We start from the raw sequence: 16,985 nt of genomic DNA, 5'->3' as shown, positions 1-16,985 counted from the left end.
TGACGCAATTTTACATAATCAAGAATTGACCCGCCTGACACAGTGTGCCTTAATGTATCTATCGCCCGTATGGGCATCCCTTAAGGAACCTTTTGTGAGTCAGGCAACCAGTATGCGAAAACGACATCGATTTAACAGTCGCATGACCCGTATCGTATTGCTTATCAGCTTTATCTTCTTTTTTGGACGTTTTGTCTACTCTTCTATCGGTGCCTGGCATCATCATCAGGACAAAAAAGACGCGCAACAGTCTACTCTGTCTGTCGAAACGCCTGCTCAACGTTAATCCTGTTATTTCAGACAGACGCCATTTGGTCTTTTATACGCCCAAATAAAACAAAAACCCCCTGTATAAACAGAGGGTTTTGTCGATTATACGTCAGTGACGTGTGGGGATATTATTCCCACTCGATCGTAGCTGGCGGCTTACCGCTGATGTCATACACGACGCGGGAAATGCCGTTCACTTCGTTGATGATGCGGTTAGACACACGGCCCAGGAAGTCATACGGCAGGTGTGCCCAATGCGCGGTCATGAAGTCGATGGTTTCGACCGCACGCAAAGAAACCACCCAGTCGTATTTACGGCCATCGCCCATCACGCCAACAGAGCGAACCGGCAGGAACACGGTGAACGCCTGACTCACTTTGTTGTACAGGTCGGCTTTGTGCAGTTCTTCAATGAAGATAGCGTCCGCACGACGCAGCAGGTCGCAGTACTCTTTCTTCACTTCACCCAGCACGCGCACGCCCAGACCTGGTCCCGGGAACGGGTGACGGTAGAGCATATCGTACGGCAGGCCCAGTTCCAGACCAATTTTACGCACTTCGTCTTTGAACAGCTCTTTCAGCGGCTCAACCAGACCCATCTTCATCTCTTTAGGCAGACCACCTACGTTATGGTGAGATTTGATGACATGCGCTTTACCGGTCGCAGAAGCGGCAGATTCGATAACGTCAGGATAGATGGTGCCCTGCGCCAGCCATTTCACATCTTCCAGCTTCAGCGCTTCTTCGTCGAAGACTTCAACAAAGACGCGGCCAATGATCTTACGTTTCGCTTCTGGATCGTTCTCGCCTTTCAGCGCGGTCAGGAAACGATCTTCAGCCGGAACATGCACAATGTTCAGACCAAAGTGATCACCGAACATATCCATCACCTGCCCAGCTTCATTCAGACGCAGCAGACCATTATCGACGAAGACACAGGTCAGGTTTTTACCGATCGCACGGTGCAGCAGCATCGCCGTGACGGAAGAGTCCACGCCACCGGAAAGGCCGAGGATCACTTTGTCATCGCCAACCTGCTGGCGGATACGCTCAACGGCGTCGTCGATGATTTTTGCCGGCGTCCACAACGCTTCACACTGGCAGATATCGCGGACAAAACGCTCCAGCATACGCATCCCCTGACGGGTATGGGTCACTTCCGGGTGGAACTGAACGCCGTAGAAGCGTTTTTCTTCGTTCGCCATAATGGCAAACGGGCAGCTTTCGGTGCTGGCAACGGTGACGAAGTCGGACGGAATTGCCGTCACTTTATCGCCGTGGCTCATCCACACATCCAACAGCGGTTTGCCGTCAGCGGTCAGGGAGTCTTCGATACCGCGAACCAGCGCGCTGTCGGTTACAACTTCAACCTGCGCGTAGCCGAATTCACGCTCAGTCGACCCTTCAACATGACCGCCCAACTGCATCGCCATCGTCTGCATGCCGTAGCACACGCCGAAGACCGGAACGCCGGCTTCGAAAACGTATTGCGGTGCACGTGGGCTGTTGTCTTCCGTGGTGCTTTCCGGGCCACCGGAAAGAATGATACCGCTAGGATTAAACTCGCGAATCTGTGCTTCAGTTACATCCCACGCCCACAGTTCACAGTAAACACCCAGTTCACGTACGCGACGTGCAACCAGCTGTGTGTACTGCGATCCGAAATCAAGGATGAGAATGCGATGCTTGTGAATATTGTCTGTCATTGACGCTAATTCCGAGGCAAGTGAAACAATAACAAAACGCCCGGTTAAAACCGGGCGCGGAAACTTATCAGGAGCCCATACGGTAGTTCGGGGACTCTTTGGTGATGGTCACGTCGTGAACGTGGCTTTCCTGAATACCCGCACCACTGATACGTACGAATTCCGCTTTAGTACGCAATTCGTCGATAGTACCACAGCCGGTCAGCCCCATACAGGAGCGCAGGCCGCCCATCTGCTGGTGAATAATCTCTTTCAGGCGGCCTTTATAGGCAACGCGGCCTTCAATACCTTCCGGCACCAGTTTGTCTGCGGCGTTATCGCTCTGGAAGTAACGGTCAGAAGAGCCTTTGGACATTGCGCCCAGAGAGCCCATACCGCGGTAGGATTTGTAGGAACGGCCCTGGTAAAGTTCGATTTCACCCGGGGATTCTTCCGTGCCCGCCAGCATGGAACCCACCATCACCGCACTTGCGCCAGCCGCGATAGCTTTGGCGATATCGCCAGAGAAACGGATACCGCCGTCAGCGATAACGGGAATCCCCATCCCTTCCAGCGCTTCAACAGCATCAGACACTGCGGTGATCTGCGGAACACCCACGCCAGTCACGATACGAGTGGTACAGATGGAACCAGGGCCAATACCCACTTTCACCGCGCTCACGCCCGCTTCCGCCAGGGCACGAGCCCCCGCGCCGGTCGCCACGTTACCGCCAATGATTTGCAGATCCGGGTATTTCGCACGGGTTTCACGAATGCGCTGTAAAACACCTTCAGAATGGCCGTGAGAAGAATCAATCAGCAGCACGTCAACACCTGCCGCGACCAGCGCATCAACACGCTCTTCGTTGCCAGCGCCTGCGCCAACCGCAGCGCCAACGCGCAGACGGCCATGCTCATCTTTACAGGAGTTCGGCTTACGTTCAGCTTTCTGGAAATCTTTTACGGTGATCATGCCAAGCAGATGGAAACTGTCATCAACAACCAGCGCTTTCTCAACGCGTTTCTCGTGCATTTTTGCCAGCACGACGTCACGCGCTTCGCCTTCGCGAACGGTGACCAGACGCTCTTTCGGCGTCATGTAAACGCTGACCGGTTGGCTCAGATCGGTGACAAAACGCACGTCACGACCGGTGATGATCCCAACCAGCTCATTGTCTTCGGTCACGACAGGATAACCTGCAAAGCCATTGCGTTCAGTCAGTTCTTTCACTTCACGCAGGGTAGTCGTCGGCAGAACGGTTTGCGGGTCAGTTACTACGCCAGATTCATGTTTTTTCACGCGGCGGACTTCTTCTGCCTGACGCTCAATCGACATGTTTTTGTGGATAAAACCAATGCCACCTTCCTGTGCCAGTGCAATCGCGAGGCGCGCTTCAGTCACGGTATCCATCGCTGCGGAGAGCATAGGAATGTTCAGACGAATCGTTTTCGTCAACTGCGTGCTGAGGTCAGCAGTATTCGGCAGAACGGTGGAATGAGCGGGAACGAGGAGGACGTCGTCAAACGTCAAAGCTTCTTTAGCAATACGTAGCATGGGCAATATCTCTAACCTGGGGGTGGATAAATATTGCCGTGGCATTATACAGAGCGTAATCGGTTGCATCCACACTTTTTTGCAAATAATGCTTGCGCTCCTGCTCAGGCGGGTTACTATCGATTGAATAACCTGCTGATTTAGAATTTGATCCCGCTCACATGTTATCCTCTCAGACCTCCGCAATTTTTACTGTTAGCCGCCTTAATCAGACGGTTCGTCTGCTGTTAGAACAGGAAATGGGACAGGTCTGGATCAGCGGCGAGATTTCCAATTTCTCACAGCCGTCATCGGGGCACTGGTACTTCACGCTAAAAGATGATACGGCACAGGTTCGCTGTGCCATGTTCCGCAACAGCAATCGTCGGGTGACCTTTCGCCCCCAGCACGGCCAGCAGGTTTTGGTTCGCGCCAATATCACCCTGTACGAGCCGCGCGGCGACTATCAGATTATCGTCGAAAGCATGCAGCCTGCCGGTGAAGGTCTGCTCCAGCAAAAGTATGAACAGTTAAAAGCTAAACTGCAGGCTGAAGGGCTTTTTGATCAGCAGCATAAGCAGTCACTTCCCTCTCCCGCCCACTGCGTGGGGGTGATTACCTCGAAAACCGGGGCCGCACTGCACGATATTCTCCATGTTCTGAAACGTCGCGATCCCTCTTTACCGGTTATCATCTATCCGACCGCCGTCCAGGGTGACGACGCACCGGGGCAGATTGTCCGTGCAATCGAACTGGCGAATGCGCGCCAGGAGTGTGATGTCCTGATCGTCGGTCGCGGCGGCGGTTCGCTGGAAGATTTATGGAGCTTTAACGACGAGCGTGTCGCACGGGCTATTTTTGCCAGCGCGATTCCGGTAGTCAGCGCCGTCGGCCACGAAACGGACGTCACCATTGCCGATTTTATTGCCGACCTGCGTGCGCCGACGCCTTCGGCCGCCGCTGAAATGGTCAGTCGCAATCAGCAGGAGTTGCTGCGTCAGATCCTGTCTGCACAGCAGCGTCTCGGCATGGCGATGGATTACTTTCTGGCGAACCGCAGTCGTCGATTCACTCAGATTTATCATCGCCTGCAACAGCAACATCCGCAGTTGCGTCTCGCTCGTCAGCAGACGGCACTGGAGAGGTTGCATCAGCGTATGAACGTGGCCATCGACGGCCAGTTGAAGCGCACCAGCCAGCGGCAATCCCGTCTGCTGCAACGCCTGAACCAGCAAAATCCGCAGCCACGCATTCATCGTGCGCAAACCCGCATTCAGCAACTGGAATATCGTCTGGCGGAGAATGTACGTTCCCGTCTGAGCGCCACGCGGGAACGCTTTGGCAACGCAGTTACCCACCTGGAAGCGGTCAGCCCACTCTCGACCCTGGCGCGTGGTTACAGCGTCTCTACGGCCACCGACGGCAAAGTGCTGAAAAAAGTGACACAAGTGAAAGCCGGTGATGTGATGACGACCCGGCTGGAAGACGGCTGGGTAGAAAGTGAAGTCAAAAGCATAACGCCGGTGAAAAAACGCGCGCGAAAAAAAGCCTGACATCAGGCTAGCGTTCACCTTCAGGTGAAATGAACAGCAATGCCCCCGACAGCCCAGAAAAAACAACCAGTGCCCCCGCCGCGCTAATCGCGCCATAAAGCTGACCAAATGCCACTGAGCCAACAATTTGCCCAACGGCCAGCATCAGGAAAGCCAGACTGACGCCCGCCGCCGGTGAAGGCTCCGCCAGCGCGGCGCCCCGCACCAACAGCACACCGGATAAAATGACATATCCCGCCCCGTTTAACGCCGCGACCGGAAACAGCCACCAGGCGAAACCGTGGCTTAGCGCCAGGGACACTAGCGAAACCGCCATAAACAGCAGCGAGCAACAGTAAACCCCGCGCATACCGATACGCTTTGCCGCACTTCCGGTAAATACAGCGGCAATTCCTGCACCACCGCTGACCAGCCACAGCATATGGGTGATGGCACTGTCCAGCCCGGTATGACGCTGCAGCAATTCGGGGCCAAAACTCCACCATGCCGCGCTGGCGACACCGCTAACAAAGGCTATCACCAGCAGGCGAAACATCCCCGATTTCGCAAGGACAACGCGCCAGCGCGGCGGCGCTCGGAGCTGTTCCGCGTGTTCCCCAGGCAACGTACGCAGTGCGGCAAACAGACAGAGTAGCGCCATGACTGCAAAGACGATGCATGCCAGGCGCCAGTTGCCCGACATAACCCGTAACACCAGAACCGACAGGATGATCCCCCCACTCGTTCCGGCGTTGATAAGGGTATTTACCTGGGTTTGCCGTTCCGCAGAGATTCGCTTACTCACCGCTGCGGCAAGGGACGGTGAGGCCAGCCCGGAGCTGAGCCCGGCGATAAAAAGACCTGTCGCCAGAATAAGGGGGGAATACGCCAACGCCAGGATAACTAATCCAATTGCAGCGGTGATCCCCGCCAGAACGGCCGGGAGTCGTGGACCAAAGCGATCCGTCAGAAAGGAGGCCAAAAAAACGGATAAACAGTAGGCAACATAGCTGCAGGCCGCAATTATCCCGGCAACTTCTGGCGTGAAGGGAATCGCCTGACTGATATCAGGCAGCATGATTCCCCATGAAAATCGCGCCATTCCGTAAGTCACAGCAATCAGTGAGAAACCCGTCATCCCCAACGCGACATGTTTATTCATTGTTCCCCTCACCTTATGCGTCGTTAAAAACGTAAACCCTGATAGTCAGTTGCGCCACTTTCAGCAGCGCTGATTTGTCCGACTTTCCTGCAGGTTTGCTTCTATGATTTACACTTAATATGCTTACTTTTTCGGCTTTGCCAGACTCAGGAGAGCCTTATGTACCATGCTTACAGTTTGATCCCGCCCTATATCCTGCGACGCATTATTGAAAGCGGTTCGGCGATGCAGCAACAGTGCGCACGCCAGACGCTGACTCATGTACAAACCCTGATGGCGCACATGCCCGGAAAACCAGCGGCGCCGCATGTGAACCAACCCGGTCAACTTGAACGTGATATCTACGATGCGAAAAACAGGCAGGAATTGCCTGGCACACAGGTGCGCTATGAAGGCCATCCCTCAAACGGGGATGTTGCAGTGGACGAAGCCTATGATTACCTCGGTGTCACGCATGACTTTTTCTGGAAAAACTGGCGCCGCGACTCGCTGGATAACAAAGGCTTAATTCTCACCGGGACCGTGCATTACGGGCATGAATACCAGAATGCGTTCTGGAACGGTCAGCAGATGGTCTTTGGCGACGGCGATGGTGAGATATTTAATCGATTTACGATTGCCATTGATGTCGTGGCTCATGAGCTGGCACACGGGATCACCGAATCAGAAGCAGGGTTGATTTACTTTGAACAGGCCGGGGCGCTCAACGAATCGGTTTCCGATGTATTTGGCGCGTTGGTTAAACAGTATCATCTCAAACAAACCGCCGATCAGGCTGACTGGCTTATCGGGCAAGGATTGCTGGCGGACGGCATTAATGGCAAGGGATTGCGCTCCATGTCAGCGCCGGGCACAGCCTATGACGACCCGTTGCTCGGGAAAGACCCACAACCTGCGCATATGCGGGACTTTATTAAGACACGCGAAGACAATGGCGGTGTTCATCTTAACTCTGGCATCCCGAACCGGGCGTTTTATCTGGCTGCCACCGCGCTCGGCGGCTACGCATGGGAAAAAGCGGGTTATGCCTGGTATGATACGGTCTGCGATCGGCAACTGGCACAGGATGCAGACTTCATTGATTTTGCCCGCTTAACCGTTTATCACGGCGACAAGCGCAGCGGCGCGGAAACGGCGAAGGCGATAGAAGCGGCCTGGAAAGCCACAGGAGTGATGTGAATGGAGATCCCAGAATTAACCGATGACGCCGTGGTAGAACTGGCCCGGGAAGGTGGCGTCGCGTTTATGCCCAAACTGGCCCGGCAGCGCAAAATTGCGCTGTCGACCTTATCGACTGTTCAGCGTCAGCGCGTGGCCGACATTCTCCGGCAGAGCCTGACCGTCGGTATGCCTCCGGGACAGACGGGATCGCCGGGTCGCGGCGACCAGCGCTACTTTCGCATACAGATCATCTGGACACAGCATACTCAGGCAGGCGTTACCGACATCATCGTACTGGTACCGGAAAACGATGCGCCAGCCTCACTGGTCGATCTTTGGCAAAAGGGCGAAGCCTGTATCTGCGATTAATCCTGCGACAGCACAAACTCAACGCGTTTTTTCGAAATCAGTCCGTGACCGTTGTGACAGAAATAATCGACTGCGCCGCAGGCTTTTAAAACCTGGAGCGGCTGATGGCAGTCCGGGCAACGCGCTTCTACGCTAAAGTCTGTCTGACAGGTTTCACAATGTGCTTTATCGCCATGACGATCGAGCGGATGCTGACAAACGGGACAAATGAGTTCCACACTTCCTCCTCATATTCCAGTTGATGGCGCCCTCCCCGTCGGGAGAGGGCGTAATGAATTATTTGCTTTTTTTGATGTGCTTAATCAGACGCTTACGCTTGCGCATCTGGGTCGGGGTCAGCGTATTGCGCTTGTTGGCATACGGGTTCTCGCCCTCTTTAAACTGAATACGGATCGGCGTCCCCATCACTTCCAGCGATTTACGGAAGTAGTTCATCAGGTAGCGCTTATAGGAATCCGGCAGGTCTTTGACCTGGTTACCGTGAATCACCACAATCGGCGGGTTATAGCCTCCGGCATGAGCATATTTCAGTTTCACGCGACGACCACGGACCAGCGGTGGCTGATGATCTTCAACCGCCATCGTCATGATTCGGGTCAGCATCGCCGTGCTAACGCGACGGGTGGAGCTGTCATAGGCTTCGCGGACGGATTCAAACAGGTTGCCGACACCGCTGCCATGCAACGCAGAGATAAAATGCACACGCGCAAAATCGATAAAGCCCAGACGGAAGTCCAGCGTCTCTTTCACCTGCTCTTTCACTTCCTGCGTCAGGCCATCCCACTTGTTCACTACGATGACAAGTGAGCGCCCACTATTGAGGATAAAGCCCAGCAGCGACAAATCCTGGTCAGAGATACCTTCGCGGGCATCAATCACCAGCAACACCACGTTAGCGTCTTCAATCGCCTGCAACGTTTTGATAACGGAGAATTTTTCTACCGCATCGGTGATTTTCCCGCGTTTACGTACCCCGGCGGTATCGATCAGCACGTATTCGCGCTCATCACGTTCCATCGGGATATAAATACTGTCACGCGTGGTGCCCGGCATATCATAAACGACCACGCGGTCTTCACCCAGAATACGGTTAGTCAGTGTGGACTTACCGACGTTCGGACGACCGACAATCGCCAGCTTAATCGGCAGATCCTGCGGATTGAAGTCATCTTCAGGCTCTTCTTCACCGTTCTCGTCAGCTTCAAACTGTGCCCAGTATTCGGCGTCTTCGTCCACCTCTTCCTGCGGCGCGGTATCGTCCATCCACGGCAGCAGAACGTGTTCCAGCAGACTGAGCACGCCACGGCCATGAGACGCGGCGATCGGATGGATTTCACCCAGGCCCAGCGAGTAGAAATCAACGATAGCCTGATCCGGATCGAGTCCGTCCGTTTTGTTGGCGACCAGGAACGTCGGTTTTTCACGAGAGCGTAAATGCTGGGCGATCGCTTCATCGGCAGGCATCAGGCCAGCGCGCGCATCCACCATGAACAGCACCACATCCGCCTCTTCAATTGCCAGTAGCGACTGTTCCGCCATACGGGTTTCTACGCCATCTTCGGTGCCATCAATCCCGCCGGTATCGATGCAGATAAACTCACGGCCTTCAATCTCCGCACGACCGTACTTACGGTCACGAGTCAGACCCGGGAAATCCGCCACCAGCGCATCTCGGGTGCGAGTTAGACGGTTAAATAACGTGGATTTTCCGACGTTAGGGCGCCCGACAAGCGCGACCACAGGTATCATGTTTAAAGCCTCATTTTAAAAATCATCAGACAACAGACGCGATTTTTGCGCCGTTGTTAAAAACAGGAAAACGGCCCCTGCACCAGGAGCCGTTTTTTAAAGCGTACGACCAGGACGATTAACGTGTAATGGAATACACAGTACCGTCTTTGGCCTGGATCAGCAGTTTGCCGTCGGCAGAGACCGGTTCAGTCAGGAAGCCGGAGCTGTCTACTTTCTGCTGAGCCACAAAACGGCCATCTTCGACGTTAAGCCAGTGCAGATACCCTTCGCTGTCACCCACCACCAGGTTGCCATTATACAACGCCGGGGAAGTCAGCAGACGGTGCAGCAGATCGCTTTGCGTCCACAGCGTAACGCCGCCATCGGTCGTCAACGCCAGTACGCGGTCATTCTGATCCACCAGATAGATACGGTTGCCGTCGACGATAAAGTCATTCACCGAGCCCAGTTCACGTTTCCACATGATCTGGCCACTGCGCAGATCCAGCGCGGTCAGGTTACCATTATAAGCCAGGGCGTAAACGACGCCATTGACGATGACCGGAGTGGTGTCCACATCGCTCAGACGGTCAATCTCTGTAGAACCGGTCGCCTGAGAAATACGCTGCTGCCAAATCATCTGGCCTTGCTGCATCAGTACGGCGCTCACGCGGCCGTTATCGCCACCGACAATGGCCGCACCAAAGGCGGTTGCCGGCGCAGATTCGCCACGCAGTGACAGCGAAGGCATATCCAGGTTCACGGTCCACTTAATGGCGCCATCGGCTTCGTTCAGTGCCTGCAACTGACCGTTGCTGGTATGAATCAGCACCATGCCGTCACTGACTACCGGACGGGAAAGCGCTTCGCCCGCCACTTTGGTTTGCCACGCAACCGTACCGTCCGCTGCGTTCAGCGCATAAACCTGCGCTTTTTCGCTGCCGATATAGACGTGACCGCCTGCAACCGTTACGCCGCCAGACAACTGGGCTGACGAACGCGAGAACCAGCCATCTTTCTCACCCAGGTTCACCGACCAGACTTCTTTGCCGTCATCAGCATTTAACGCTTTCACCACGCCAGCGCGATCGGCTGCGTAGACCATGTTATCGGCATACGCCGGGTGGAGGTTGGAATAGAAATCGCCGATACCATTGCCTACAGACGTGCTCCAGGCCGTAGACGGGGTAAACTGATTTTCAACCACCGGTAATGGGGACATTTTAACAACGTCTTCTTCGCCACTAAACAGTGAACAGCCGCTCAACAGGGTAACGGAAAGCAGCCCTGGCAGAAGTAATTTACGCAATTGCATCGGGTCCCTCTCAGATGGACAAATTATTGATTTTCATCTGCATCATTTCGCTCAGTGCCGGGGAGGCGTTACTTTTCACGCCCGCTTCCCACGCACTACGCGCACCTTGTTTATCACCTTTGCTCAGCAGCGCTTCGCCGCGCAGATCGGCAACAATCGCCGCCCATCCTTCACCCTTCACGCTATCCAGGGTTTTCAGCGCCGTATCCGCCTGCTTGAGTTGAATCTGAACGCGAGCAAGACGCAGCGTGATCACTGCGTTAAGATTCTCATCACTCGTGGCGGCCAGTCCCTGCTGAAGCTGGGCTGCGGCCTTCTCAAGTTGATTCTGATCGACAAACTGCTGCGCCAGTTCCATCGACGCTAACGCGCCGTAGGTGTTCTTATTGTCGGCAGCAAATTTCTCTGCGGCTGACAGGTCTTCCGCTTTACCCGCGCTGAGCGAACTCACCACGGTTTGATATGACAGAGAAGCAGAGCGTGCGGACTCAATCTGATGATTGTTCCAGTAGCGCCAGCCTACCAGCGCACCAACGCCTAAAATAACCCCAACAGCCAGGGCTTTGCCGTTCTCGGCAAAGAAGCGTTTAATCGCCTCAACCTGATCGTTTTCGTTCTCGTAAATTTCCACGCAGTCCTTCTCCTTAAGCCATTAACGTGCGCAAATGCGTTGCAACGCTATCCTGTGCAACTTCAGTTTGCTCACCGGAGCGCAAATCCTTCACTACAACAGTACCGGCAGCCACTTCGGACTCGCCAAGCACCAGTGCAACGCGGGCACCCCATTTATCAGCTCGGGCAAACTGTTTCTTAAAGTTGCCGCCGCCGTGGTTTGTCATTAGCTTCACGCCCGGGATTTCATCACGCACGCGCTCAGCCAGTGTCATTGCCGCAGACTGCGTATCCGCACCTGAAGCGACCAGGTATATATCGACAACAGAATCGGCTTTAAATTCCGGATTAACTGCCTGAACCAGTAAAACAAGGCGTTCCAGGCCCATTGCAAAGCCCACTCCCGGCGTCGCGCGACCGCCGAGTTGCTCAACCAGTCCGTCATAACGACCACCCGCACAGACGGTGCCCTGTGAGCCCAGGCTGCTGGTGACCCACTCAAACACGGTGCGGTTGTAGTAGTCGAGGCCACGAACCAGACGCTGGTTGACAGTGTAGGCAATCCCTGCGGCTTCCAGCAGTTTGCACAGGCCAGCAAAGTGTTCGCGGGAATCGTCATCCAGATAGTCGCCAAGCTGAGGAGCATCGTTGAGCAGCGCCTGTACGTCCGGATTCTTTGAATCCAGCACGCGCAGCGGGTTGGAGTACATGCGACGTTTGCAGTCTTCGTCCAGTTTCTCAACGTGCTGCTCCAGGAATGCCACCAGCGCATCGCGGTAGTTTGCACGCGCGTCCAGCGATCCGATGGAGTTCAGCTCAAGATTGACATGTTCAGCGATACCCAGCGCACGCCACCAGCGCGCGGTAAGCATAATCAGTTCGGCATCAATATCCGGCCCTTGCAGACCAAAGGCTTCGACACCCAACTGATGAAACTGACGATAGCGCCCTTTCTGCGGACGCTCGTGGCGGAACATCGGCCCGATGTACCACAGGCGCTGTTCCTGATTGTACAGGAGACCATGCTCGATGCCGGCGCGTACACAGCCCGCCGTGCCTTCCGGACGCAGCGTCAGGCTATCGCCATTGCGGTCCTCAAAGGTGTACATCTCTTTTTCAACCACGTCGGTCACTTCGCCGATCGCGCGTTTGAATAACGGGGTCTGCTCTACAATCGGCAAGCGGATTTCACTGTAACCGTAGCTGCCGAGCACGTTTTTGAGTGTGCCTTCAATGCGCTGCCAGATGGCGGTCTCGCCAGGCAGATAATCGTTCATGCCGCGAATGGCTTGAATGTTTTTTGCCACGTTTATTCTCTTTCTGAATATAAAAATGAACCCTCAGCGCTTCCCCGAGCGATACGGGAGCCATGCGGGTTCAATCATACACGGGAAGCACGCCGCTTCCCATCACGTTATTATTTTTCAACCTGCTGCACGTTAATCCGCTGCGCTTCGTCGAGCATCGTCGCTTTGGCGCGGATACGGGCTTCAAGCTGGTCAATCATATCGCTGTTATCCAGGCGATCTTTTCGCACGCCGTCTTCATAGAGGCCGCTTTTTTTGTTACCGCCCGTCACGCCCAGCGTCGAAACCAGTGCTTCACCCGGTCCGTTAACGACACAGCCAATGATGGAAACGTCCATCGGCGTAATGATGTCTTCCAGACGCTGCTCCAGGGCGTTGACCGTACCGATCACGTCAAACTCCTGACGCGAGCAGGTCGGACAGGCGATGAAGTTTATCCCGCGAGCACGAATGCGCAGAGACTTCAGGATATCGAAGCCAACCTTAATCTCTTCCACCGGATCGGCAGCCAGCGAAACGCGCAGCGTATCGCCAATCCCTTCGGACAGCAGCAGACCAAGACCGATTGCCGATTTCACCGCACCACTGCGCGCACCACCGGCTTCGGTGATCCCTAAATGCAGTGGTTGATCGATTTGCTTCGCCAGCAGGCGATAGGATTCAACGGCGAGGAAAACATCAGACGCTTTTACGCTGACCTTGAACTGATCAAAGTTCAGACGATCGAGATGATCCACATGGCGCATTGCTGATTCCAGCAAAGCCTGCGGCGTGGGTTCGCCGTACTTTTCCTGTAGATCTTTTTCCAGCGATCCGGCGTTAACTCCGATACGAATCGGGATATTCTTGTCGCGCGCGCAATCCACCACCATGCGGATACGCTCTTCATTGCCGATGTTGCCTGGATTAATCCGCAGGCAGTCAACGCCGTATTCCGCCACTTTGAGCGCAATACGGTAGTCGAAGTGAATGTCGGCGACCAGCGGAACAGAAACCTGTTGCTTGATCAGTTTGAAGGCTTCTGCGGCATCCATCGTGGGTACGGAGACACGAACAATGTCAGCGCCAACGCGTTCCAGCGCTTTGATCTGATTAACCGTCGCTTCCACGTCCGTGGTCCGCGTGTTGGTCATCGACTGGACGGCGATGGGAGCCCCATCGCCAATCGGCACATTCCCAACGTAAATTCGCGTTGATTTTCTACGTTGAATTGGAGCCTGGTTATGCATGAAAAATCTCCCGCGTTACCCGTCTATTACTGCGCCGGTGATTGTTCGGCATTTAGGGTCAGACGCGCAACCTGGTTAGTTCTGATAAAACGGCTCAGATCGACAGGTTTTCCTTGATACTGGATCTGCACCGCAGCCGGCGCGCCAATTTTAAGCTTGTAAGGTGCCTGACCGGTCAGGTTTAAATTACCATCTTTACGCTGCATTCCGCTGAACAGCTTTTTACCTGTCGCATCGCTGACTTCCAGCCAGCAATCGGCGGTAAAGTTCATCACCAGCGCGTTTGGATCCGCAGCGGCTTCCACACCCGCCTGATTGGTCGGCAACGGTGCCGCGCCATCCGGCGTTGCCGGTGTCGCAGGAGAGGTTGTAGCGGTATCAACGTTGGCCTGAGAAGGCGCGACTACGGCGTTCTGCTGCGGGTCAACCGCAGGTGCCGTCGTCGGCGCAGGCGTTTGCACCGTCTCCGCCGGACCGGTTGCCGCTGGTGTGTTGTCCTGAGTTGCCGTCGCGCTGGTGTCCAGCGGCACGCTTTGTGTGTTTTCGCTGTTGGCGTTCAGCTCAGCAGAGGATTGATCGGCCATCGTGGAGATCTCTTCCTGTTGCGCTTTGTGGTTTTGCCACCACCATGCGCCCGTCAGGCCGACCACCACAAACAGCACCAGCCAGGTAAACGTCATCAACCAGCCATCACGCTTTCTACGACGCTTGCCTAATGAGAAGCTCTGCATCGGTGCCACTTTCGCCGCACGAACCGGAGCCTGTTTCTCCAGAGCCGGTAACAGTTCTTCTTCAGGAATATGGACCAGGCGTGCATAAGAGCGAATGTATCCGCGCAGGAACGTTGAAGCCAGGTCGGCAGGCGCCTTATCGTCTTCAATGTCGCGTACGGTGGATACCTTCAGGCAAAGTCGCTCAGCGACAGCCTGCTGGCTGAGTCCGAGTTGTTCACGGGCATTACGTAGGCGAACGCCGGTGGATTGTGCTTCATGTTGGTCGTGAGTGGCTTCAGTATTCATTCGCTACAGCTGCTGGTGAAAATTAGGGTTCAGGCGCCGGTGAGTCACAATGCCCACCCACACCGCGAAAATCGGTTCAGTCAACCTGAGTCAAACAGTATAAACCTCTCTGCTGACTCTTAACAAAAACAGCTTAAGCCTGAGGGCTAAACTATTGTCGCGCCGTACATACTGCCTTAAAGTCGACAAAAACGCACCGTTATTATTGACCGGACAAGTACAACCCTGGCCCTCATGCAAATTACATTGCGCCACAGCACAAAAATCCGGCTTTGGCGCAATGTGCATCAGACGGTTTTAACGTCGATAGCCTCACCCTGCATACGCTTACGTAGTGTACGTTTAGTCCGGTCGATCACATCCCCCGCCAGTTGTCCGCAGGCAGCGTCAATATCATCACCGCGTGTTTTACGCACAATGGTGGTAAAGCCGTAGCTCATCAGCACCTTAGAGAAACGGTCAATACGGCTATTAGAACTACGTCCATAAGGCGCCCCCGGGAACGGGTTCCATGGGATCAGGTTAATTTTACAAGGCGTGTCTTTCAGCAACTCTGCCAGTTGATGCGCATGCTCTGTGCCATCGTTAACGTGATCCAGCATGACGTATTCAATAGTGACGCGTCCCTGGTTGGCATTGGATTTCTCCAGATAGCGGCGAACCGCGCCCAGGAAGGTTTCGATATTGTACTTTTTGTTGATTGGTACAATTTCGTCACGAATGTCGTCATTCGGCGCGTGCAGCGAGATCGCCAGCGCGACGTCAATCATGTCACCTAATTTGTCGAGCGCAGGCACGACGCCGGAAGTCGACAGCGTGACGCGACGCTTGGACAGACCGAAGCCGAAATCATCAAGCATGATTTCCATGGCTGGCACAACGTTAGTCAGGTTGAGCAGCGGTTCCCCCATCCCCATCATCACCACGTTGGTGATTGGACGCTGACCAGTGATTTTCGCCGCGCCGACAATTTTCGCCGCACGCCAGACCTGACCAATAATTTCAGAAACGCGCAGGTTACGGTTAAAACCCTGCTGTGCGGTTGAACAGAATTTACATTCCAGCGCACAACCCACCTGCGAAGAGACGCACAGCGTGGCGCGATCATCTTCCGGGATATACACCGTTTCGACGCGCTGATCGCCCACGGCAATTGCCCATTTGATGGTGCCATCGGAGGAGCGCTGTTCTTCAACCACTTCCGGTGCGCGGATTTCCGCCACCTCTTTGAGCTTGTTGCGCAGCACTTTGTTGATGTCAGTCATCTCATCAAAGTTGTCGCTGCAATAGTGGTACATCCATTTCATCACCTGGTCAGCGCGAAACGGCTTCTCACCCATCTCTTTAAAGAATTCGCGCATCTGCTGACGGTTCAGATCCAGCAGGTTGATTTTGCCATTTTTCGCAGGAACCGCAGGGGTGATGATTTCGGAAGTGTTAACTAATTCAGACATAATTTTTTCCGGCCTCGTTGTTACACGTTATGGCCCATGGGAGGTTGAAAAGAAACGCCCCGGTAAGCAGTGCTCATCCGGGGCGTTGCATTGTACAAAGTCTGGCGCAAGGATGCCACGTTTGCACGCGGCATTTACCGAAAATTATTCCCGAAGGGATCAGCGAGTGCGAGCGCACACTTCGCCTTCACCGAAGAAATAGGCGATTTCGCGCTGGGCGGATTCCACGGAATCCGAACCGTGAGTCCCGTTTTCAGTGAAGCTGTCGGCGTAGTCGGCACGCAGCGTACCCGCCAGGGCGTTAGCCGGGTTGGTTGCACCCAGCAGATCGCGGTGACGCTGTACCGCGTTTTCGCCTTCCAGCACGGACACCACGATAGGACCAGAGGTCATGAACTCGACCAGACCGTCAAAGAACGGTTTGCCATCATGCTCAGCATAGAAACCGCGCGCCTGTTCAACGGTCAGGTGCAGCATTTTGGTACCGACGATTTTGAACCCTGCTGCTTCAAAGCGCGCAAAGATATTACCAATAACGTTTTTTGCCACCGCGTTTGGCTTGATGATGGAAAAAGTACGTTCAATAGCCATGATTACCTCTGAAA

Annotated in this window: 16 protein-coding genes; 4 read left to right on the top strand and 12 right to left on the bottom strand. The window is 54.6% G+C overall.

Features of this window, described 5'->3' with window-relative positions; translation table 11 throughout:
• The first annotated feature begins 94 nt into the window (after nucleotides 1–94).
• Nucleotides 95–286 carry a YfgG family protein gene (locus tag JTI98_RS10635; RefSeq protein WP_042999844.1) on the top strand — a complete coding sequence of 64 codons (192 nt, stop codon included), beginning with the start codon at nucleotides 95–97 and terminating at the stop codon, nucleotides 284–286.
• 112 nt (nucleotides 287–398) lie between these two features.
• Here JTI98_RS10635 and guaA read toward each other — a convergent pair whose 3' ends face one another.
• Nucleotides 399–1,976 (bottom strand): glutamine-hydrolyzing GMP synthase, encoded by a 1,578-nt coding sequence (gene guaA, locus JTI98_RS10630; RefSeq protein WP_044264876.1) that lies wholly within the window; start codon nucleotides 1,974–1,976, stop codon nucleotides 399–401.
• 67 nt (nucleotides 1,977–2,043) lie between these two features.
• Entirely contained in the window at nucleotides 2,044–3,510 is a 1,467-nt protein-coding gene (gene guaB, locus JTI98_RS10625) for an IMP dehydrogenase (protein WP_042999842.1), read from the bottom strand.
• A gap of 161 nt (nucleotides 3,511–3,671) precedes the next feature.
• On the opposite strand from guaB, the gene xseA reads away from it, so the two are divergent.
• Nucleotides 3,672–5,042: an exodeoxyribonuclease VII large subunit gene (gene xseA, locus JTI98_RS10620; protein ID WP_042999841.1), complete on the top strand. Its 1,371-nt coding sequence runs from the start codon at nucleotides 3,672–3,674 to the stop codon at nucleotides 5,040–5,042.
• 7 nt (nucleotides 5,043–5,049) lie between these two features.
• Here the strand turns inward: xseA and JTI98_RS10615 are convergent, their stop codons facing one another.
• Nucleotides 5,050–6,183: an MFS transporter gene (locus tag JTI98_RS10615; RefSeq protein ID WP_044328039.1), complete on the bottom strand. Its 1,134-nt coding sequence runs from the start codon at nucleotides 6,181–6,183 to the stop codon at nucleotides 5,050–5,052.
• A 159-nt stretch (nucleotides 6,184–6,342) separates the two neighbouring features.
• Between JTI98_RS10615 and JTI98_RS10610 the strand changes: the two genes are divergently transcribed.
• Nucleotides 6,343–7,362, top strand: a complete 1,020-nt coding sequence (locus JTI98_RS10610; protein ID WP_216081228.1) for a M4 family metallopeptidase — start codon at nucleotides 6,343–6,345, stop codon at nucleotides 7,360–7,362.
• Entirely contained in the window at nucleotides 7,363–7,713 is a 351-nt protein-coding gene (locus JTI98_RS10605; protein ID WP_216081227.1) for a protealysin inhibitor emfourin, read from the top strand.
• Here JTI98_RS10605 and JTI98_RS10600 read toward each other — a convergent pair.
• The 9 genes from JTI98_RS10600 to ndk form a co-directional block, all read right to left on the bottom strand.
• Nucleotides 7,710–7,931 carry a zinc ribbon domain-containing protein gene (locus JTI98_RS10600; RefSeq protein WP_216081226.1) on the bottom strand — a complete coding sequence of 74 codons (222 nt, stop codon included), beginning with the start codon at nucleotides 7,929–7,931 and terminating at the stop codon, nucleotides 7,710–7,712. The genes JTI98_RS10605 and JTI98_RS10600 overlap by 4 nt on opposite strands.
• Nucleotides 7,932–7,989: 58 nt before the next feature.
• A complete protein-coding gene (der, locus tag JTI98_RS10595) occupies nucleotides 7,990–9,462 on the bottom strand; it encodes a ribosome biogenesis GTPase Der (protein ID WP_216081225.1) in 1,473 nt (490 codons plus the stop codon).
• Nucleotides 9,463–9,580: 118 nt separating this feature from the next.
• Entirely contained in the window at nucleotides 9,581–10,759 is a 1,179-nt protein-coding gene (gene bamB, locus JTI98_RS10590) for an outer membrane protein assembly factor BamB (RefSeq protein WP_216081224.1), read from the bottom strand.
• Between the two features lie 10 nt (nucleotides 10,760–10,769).
• Nucleotides 10,770–11,390: a YfgM family protein gene (locus JTI98_RS10585; RefSeq protein WP_058586948.1), complete on the bottom strand. Its 621-nt coding sequence runs from the start codon at nucleotides 11,388–11,390 to the stop codon at nucleotides 10,770–10,772.
• A 13-nt stretch (nucleotides 11,391–11,403) separates the two neighbouring features.
• Nucleotides 11,404–12,678, bottom strand: a complete 1,275-nt coding sequence (gene hisS, locus JTI98_RS10580; RefSeq protein ID WP_042999833.1) for a histidine--tRNA ligase — start codon at nucleotides 12,676–12,678, stop codon at nucleotides 11,404–11,406.
• 110 nt (nucleotides 12,679–12,788) lie between these two features.
• The gene (gene ispG / locus JTI98_RS10575; protein WP_042999832.1) at nucleotides 12,789–13,907 is read right to left on the bottom strand and encodes a flavodoxin-dependent (E)-4-hydroxy-3-methylbut-2-enyl-diphosphate synthase; all 1,119 of its coding nucleotides are present in this window, start codon (nucleotides 13,905–13,907) and stop codon (nucleotides 12,789–12,791) included.
• 26 nt (nucleotides 13,908–13,933) lie between these two features.
• On the bottom strand, nucleotides 13,934–14,926 hold the full coding sequence (rodZ, locus tag JTI98_RS10570; RefSeq protein WP_044327914.1) for a cytoskeleton protein RodZ: 993 nt from the start codon (nucleotides 14,924–14,926) through the stop codon (nucleotides 13,934–13,936).
• A 287-nt stretch (nucleotides 14,927–15,213) separates the two neighbouring features.
• Nucleotides 15,214–16,380: a bifunctional tRNA (adenosine(37)-C2)-methyltransferase TrmG/ribosomal RNA large subunit methyltransferase RlmN gene (locus tag JTI98_RS10565; RefSeq protein WP_042999830.1), complete on the bottom strand. Its 1,167-nt coding sequence runs from the start codon at nucleotides 16,378–16,380 to the stop codon at nucleotides 15,214–15,216.
• Between the two features lie 159 nt (nucleotides 16,381–16,539).
• The gene (gene ndk, locus JTI98_RS10560; RefSeq protein WP_042999829.1) at nucleotides 16,540–16,971 is read right to left on the bottom strand and encodes a nucleoside-diphosphate kinase; all 432 of its coding nucleotides are present in this window, start codon (nucleotides 16,969–16,971) and stop codon (nucleotides 16,540–16,542) included.
• Nucleotides 16,972–16,985 lie beyond the last annotated feature (14 nt).

The organism is Citrobacter sp. MGH 55, from assembly GCF_016906145.1.
Lineage (GTDB): Bacteria > Pseudomonadota > Gammaproteobacteria > Enterobacterales > Enterobacteriaceae > Citrobacter_A > Citrobacter_A amalonaticus.
The sequence above is the reverse complement of the archived record's forward strand: the minus strand, read 5'-3'. Positions and strand labels throughout refer to the sequence as shown.

Coding starts and splice junctions, on each gene's coding strand:
- guaA (WP_044264876.1), bottom strand. CDS start 1,976: ATGACAGACAATATTCACAAGCATCGCATTCTCATCCTTGATTTCGGA.
- guaB (WP_042999842.1), bottom strand. CDS start 3,510: ATGCTACGTATTGCTAAAGAAGCTTTGACGTTTGACGACGTCCTCCTC.
- xseA (WP_042999841.1), top strand. CDS start 3,672: ATGTTATCCTCTCAGACCTCCGCAATTTTTACTGTTAGCCGCCTTAAT.
- JTI98_RS10615 (WP_044328039.1), bottom strand. CDS start 6,183: ATGAATAAACATGTCGCGTTGGGGATGACGGGTTTCTCACTGATTGCT.
- JTI98_RS10610 (WP_216081228.1), top strand. CDS start 6,343: ATGTACCATGCTTACAGTTTGATCCCGCCCTATATCCTGCGACGCATT.
- JTI98_RS10605 (WP_216081227.1), top strand. CDS start 7,363: ATGGAGATCCCAGAATTAACCGATGACGCCGTGGTAGAACTGGCCCGG.
- der (WP_216081225.1), bottom strand. CDS start 9,462: ATGATACCTGTGGTCGCGCTTGTCGGGCGCCCTAACGTCGGAAAATCC.
- bamB (WP_216081224.1), bottom strand. CDS start 10,759: ATGCAATTGCGTAAATTACTTCTGCCAGGGCTGCTTTCCGTTACCCTG.
- ispG (WP_042999832.1), bottom strand. CDS start 13,907: ATGCATAACCAGGCTCCAATTCAACGTAGAAAATCAACGCGAATTTAC.
- rodZ (WP_044327914.1), bottom strand. CDS start 14,926: ATGAATACTGAAGCCACTCACGACCAACATGAAGCACAATCCACCGGC.
- JTI98_RS10565 (WP_042999830.1), bottom strand. CDS start 16,380: ATGTCTGAATTAGTTAACACTTCCGAAATCATCACCCCTGCGGTTCCT.
- ndk (WP_042999829.1), bottom strand. CDS start 16,971: ATGGCTATTGAACGTACTTTTTCCATCATCAAGCCAAACGCGGTGGCA.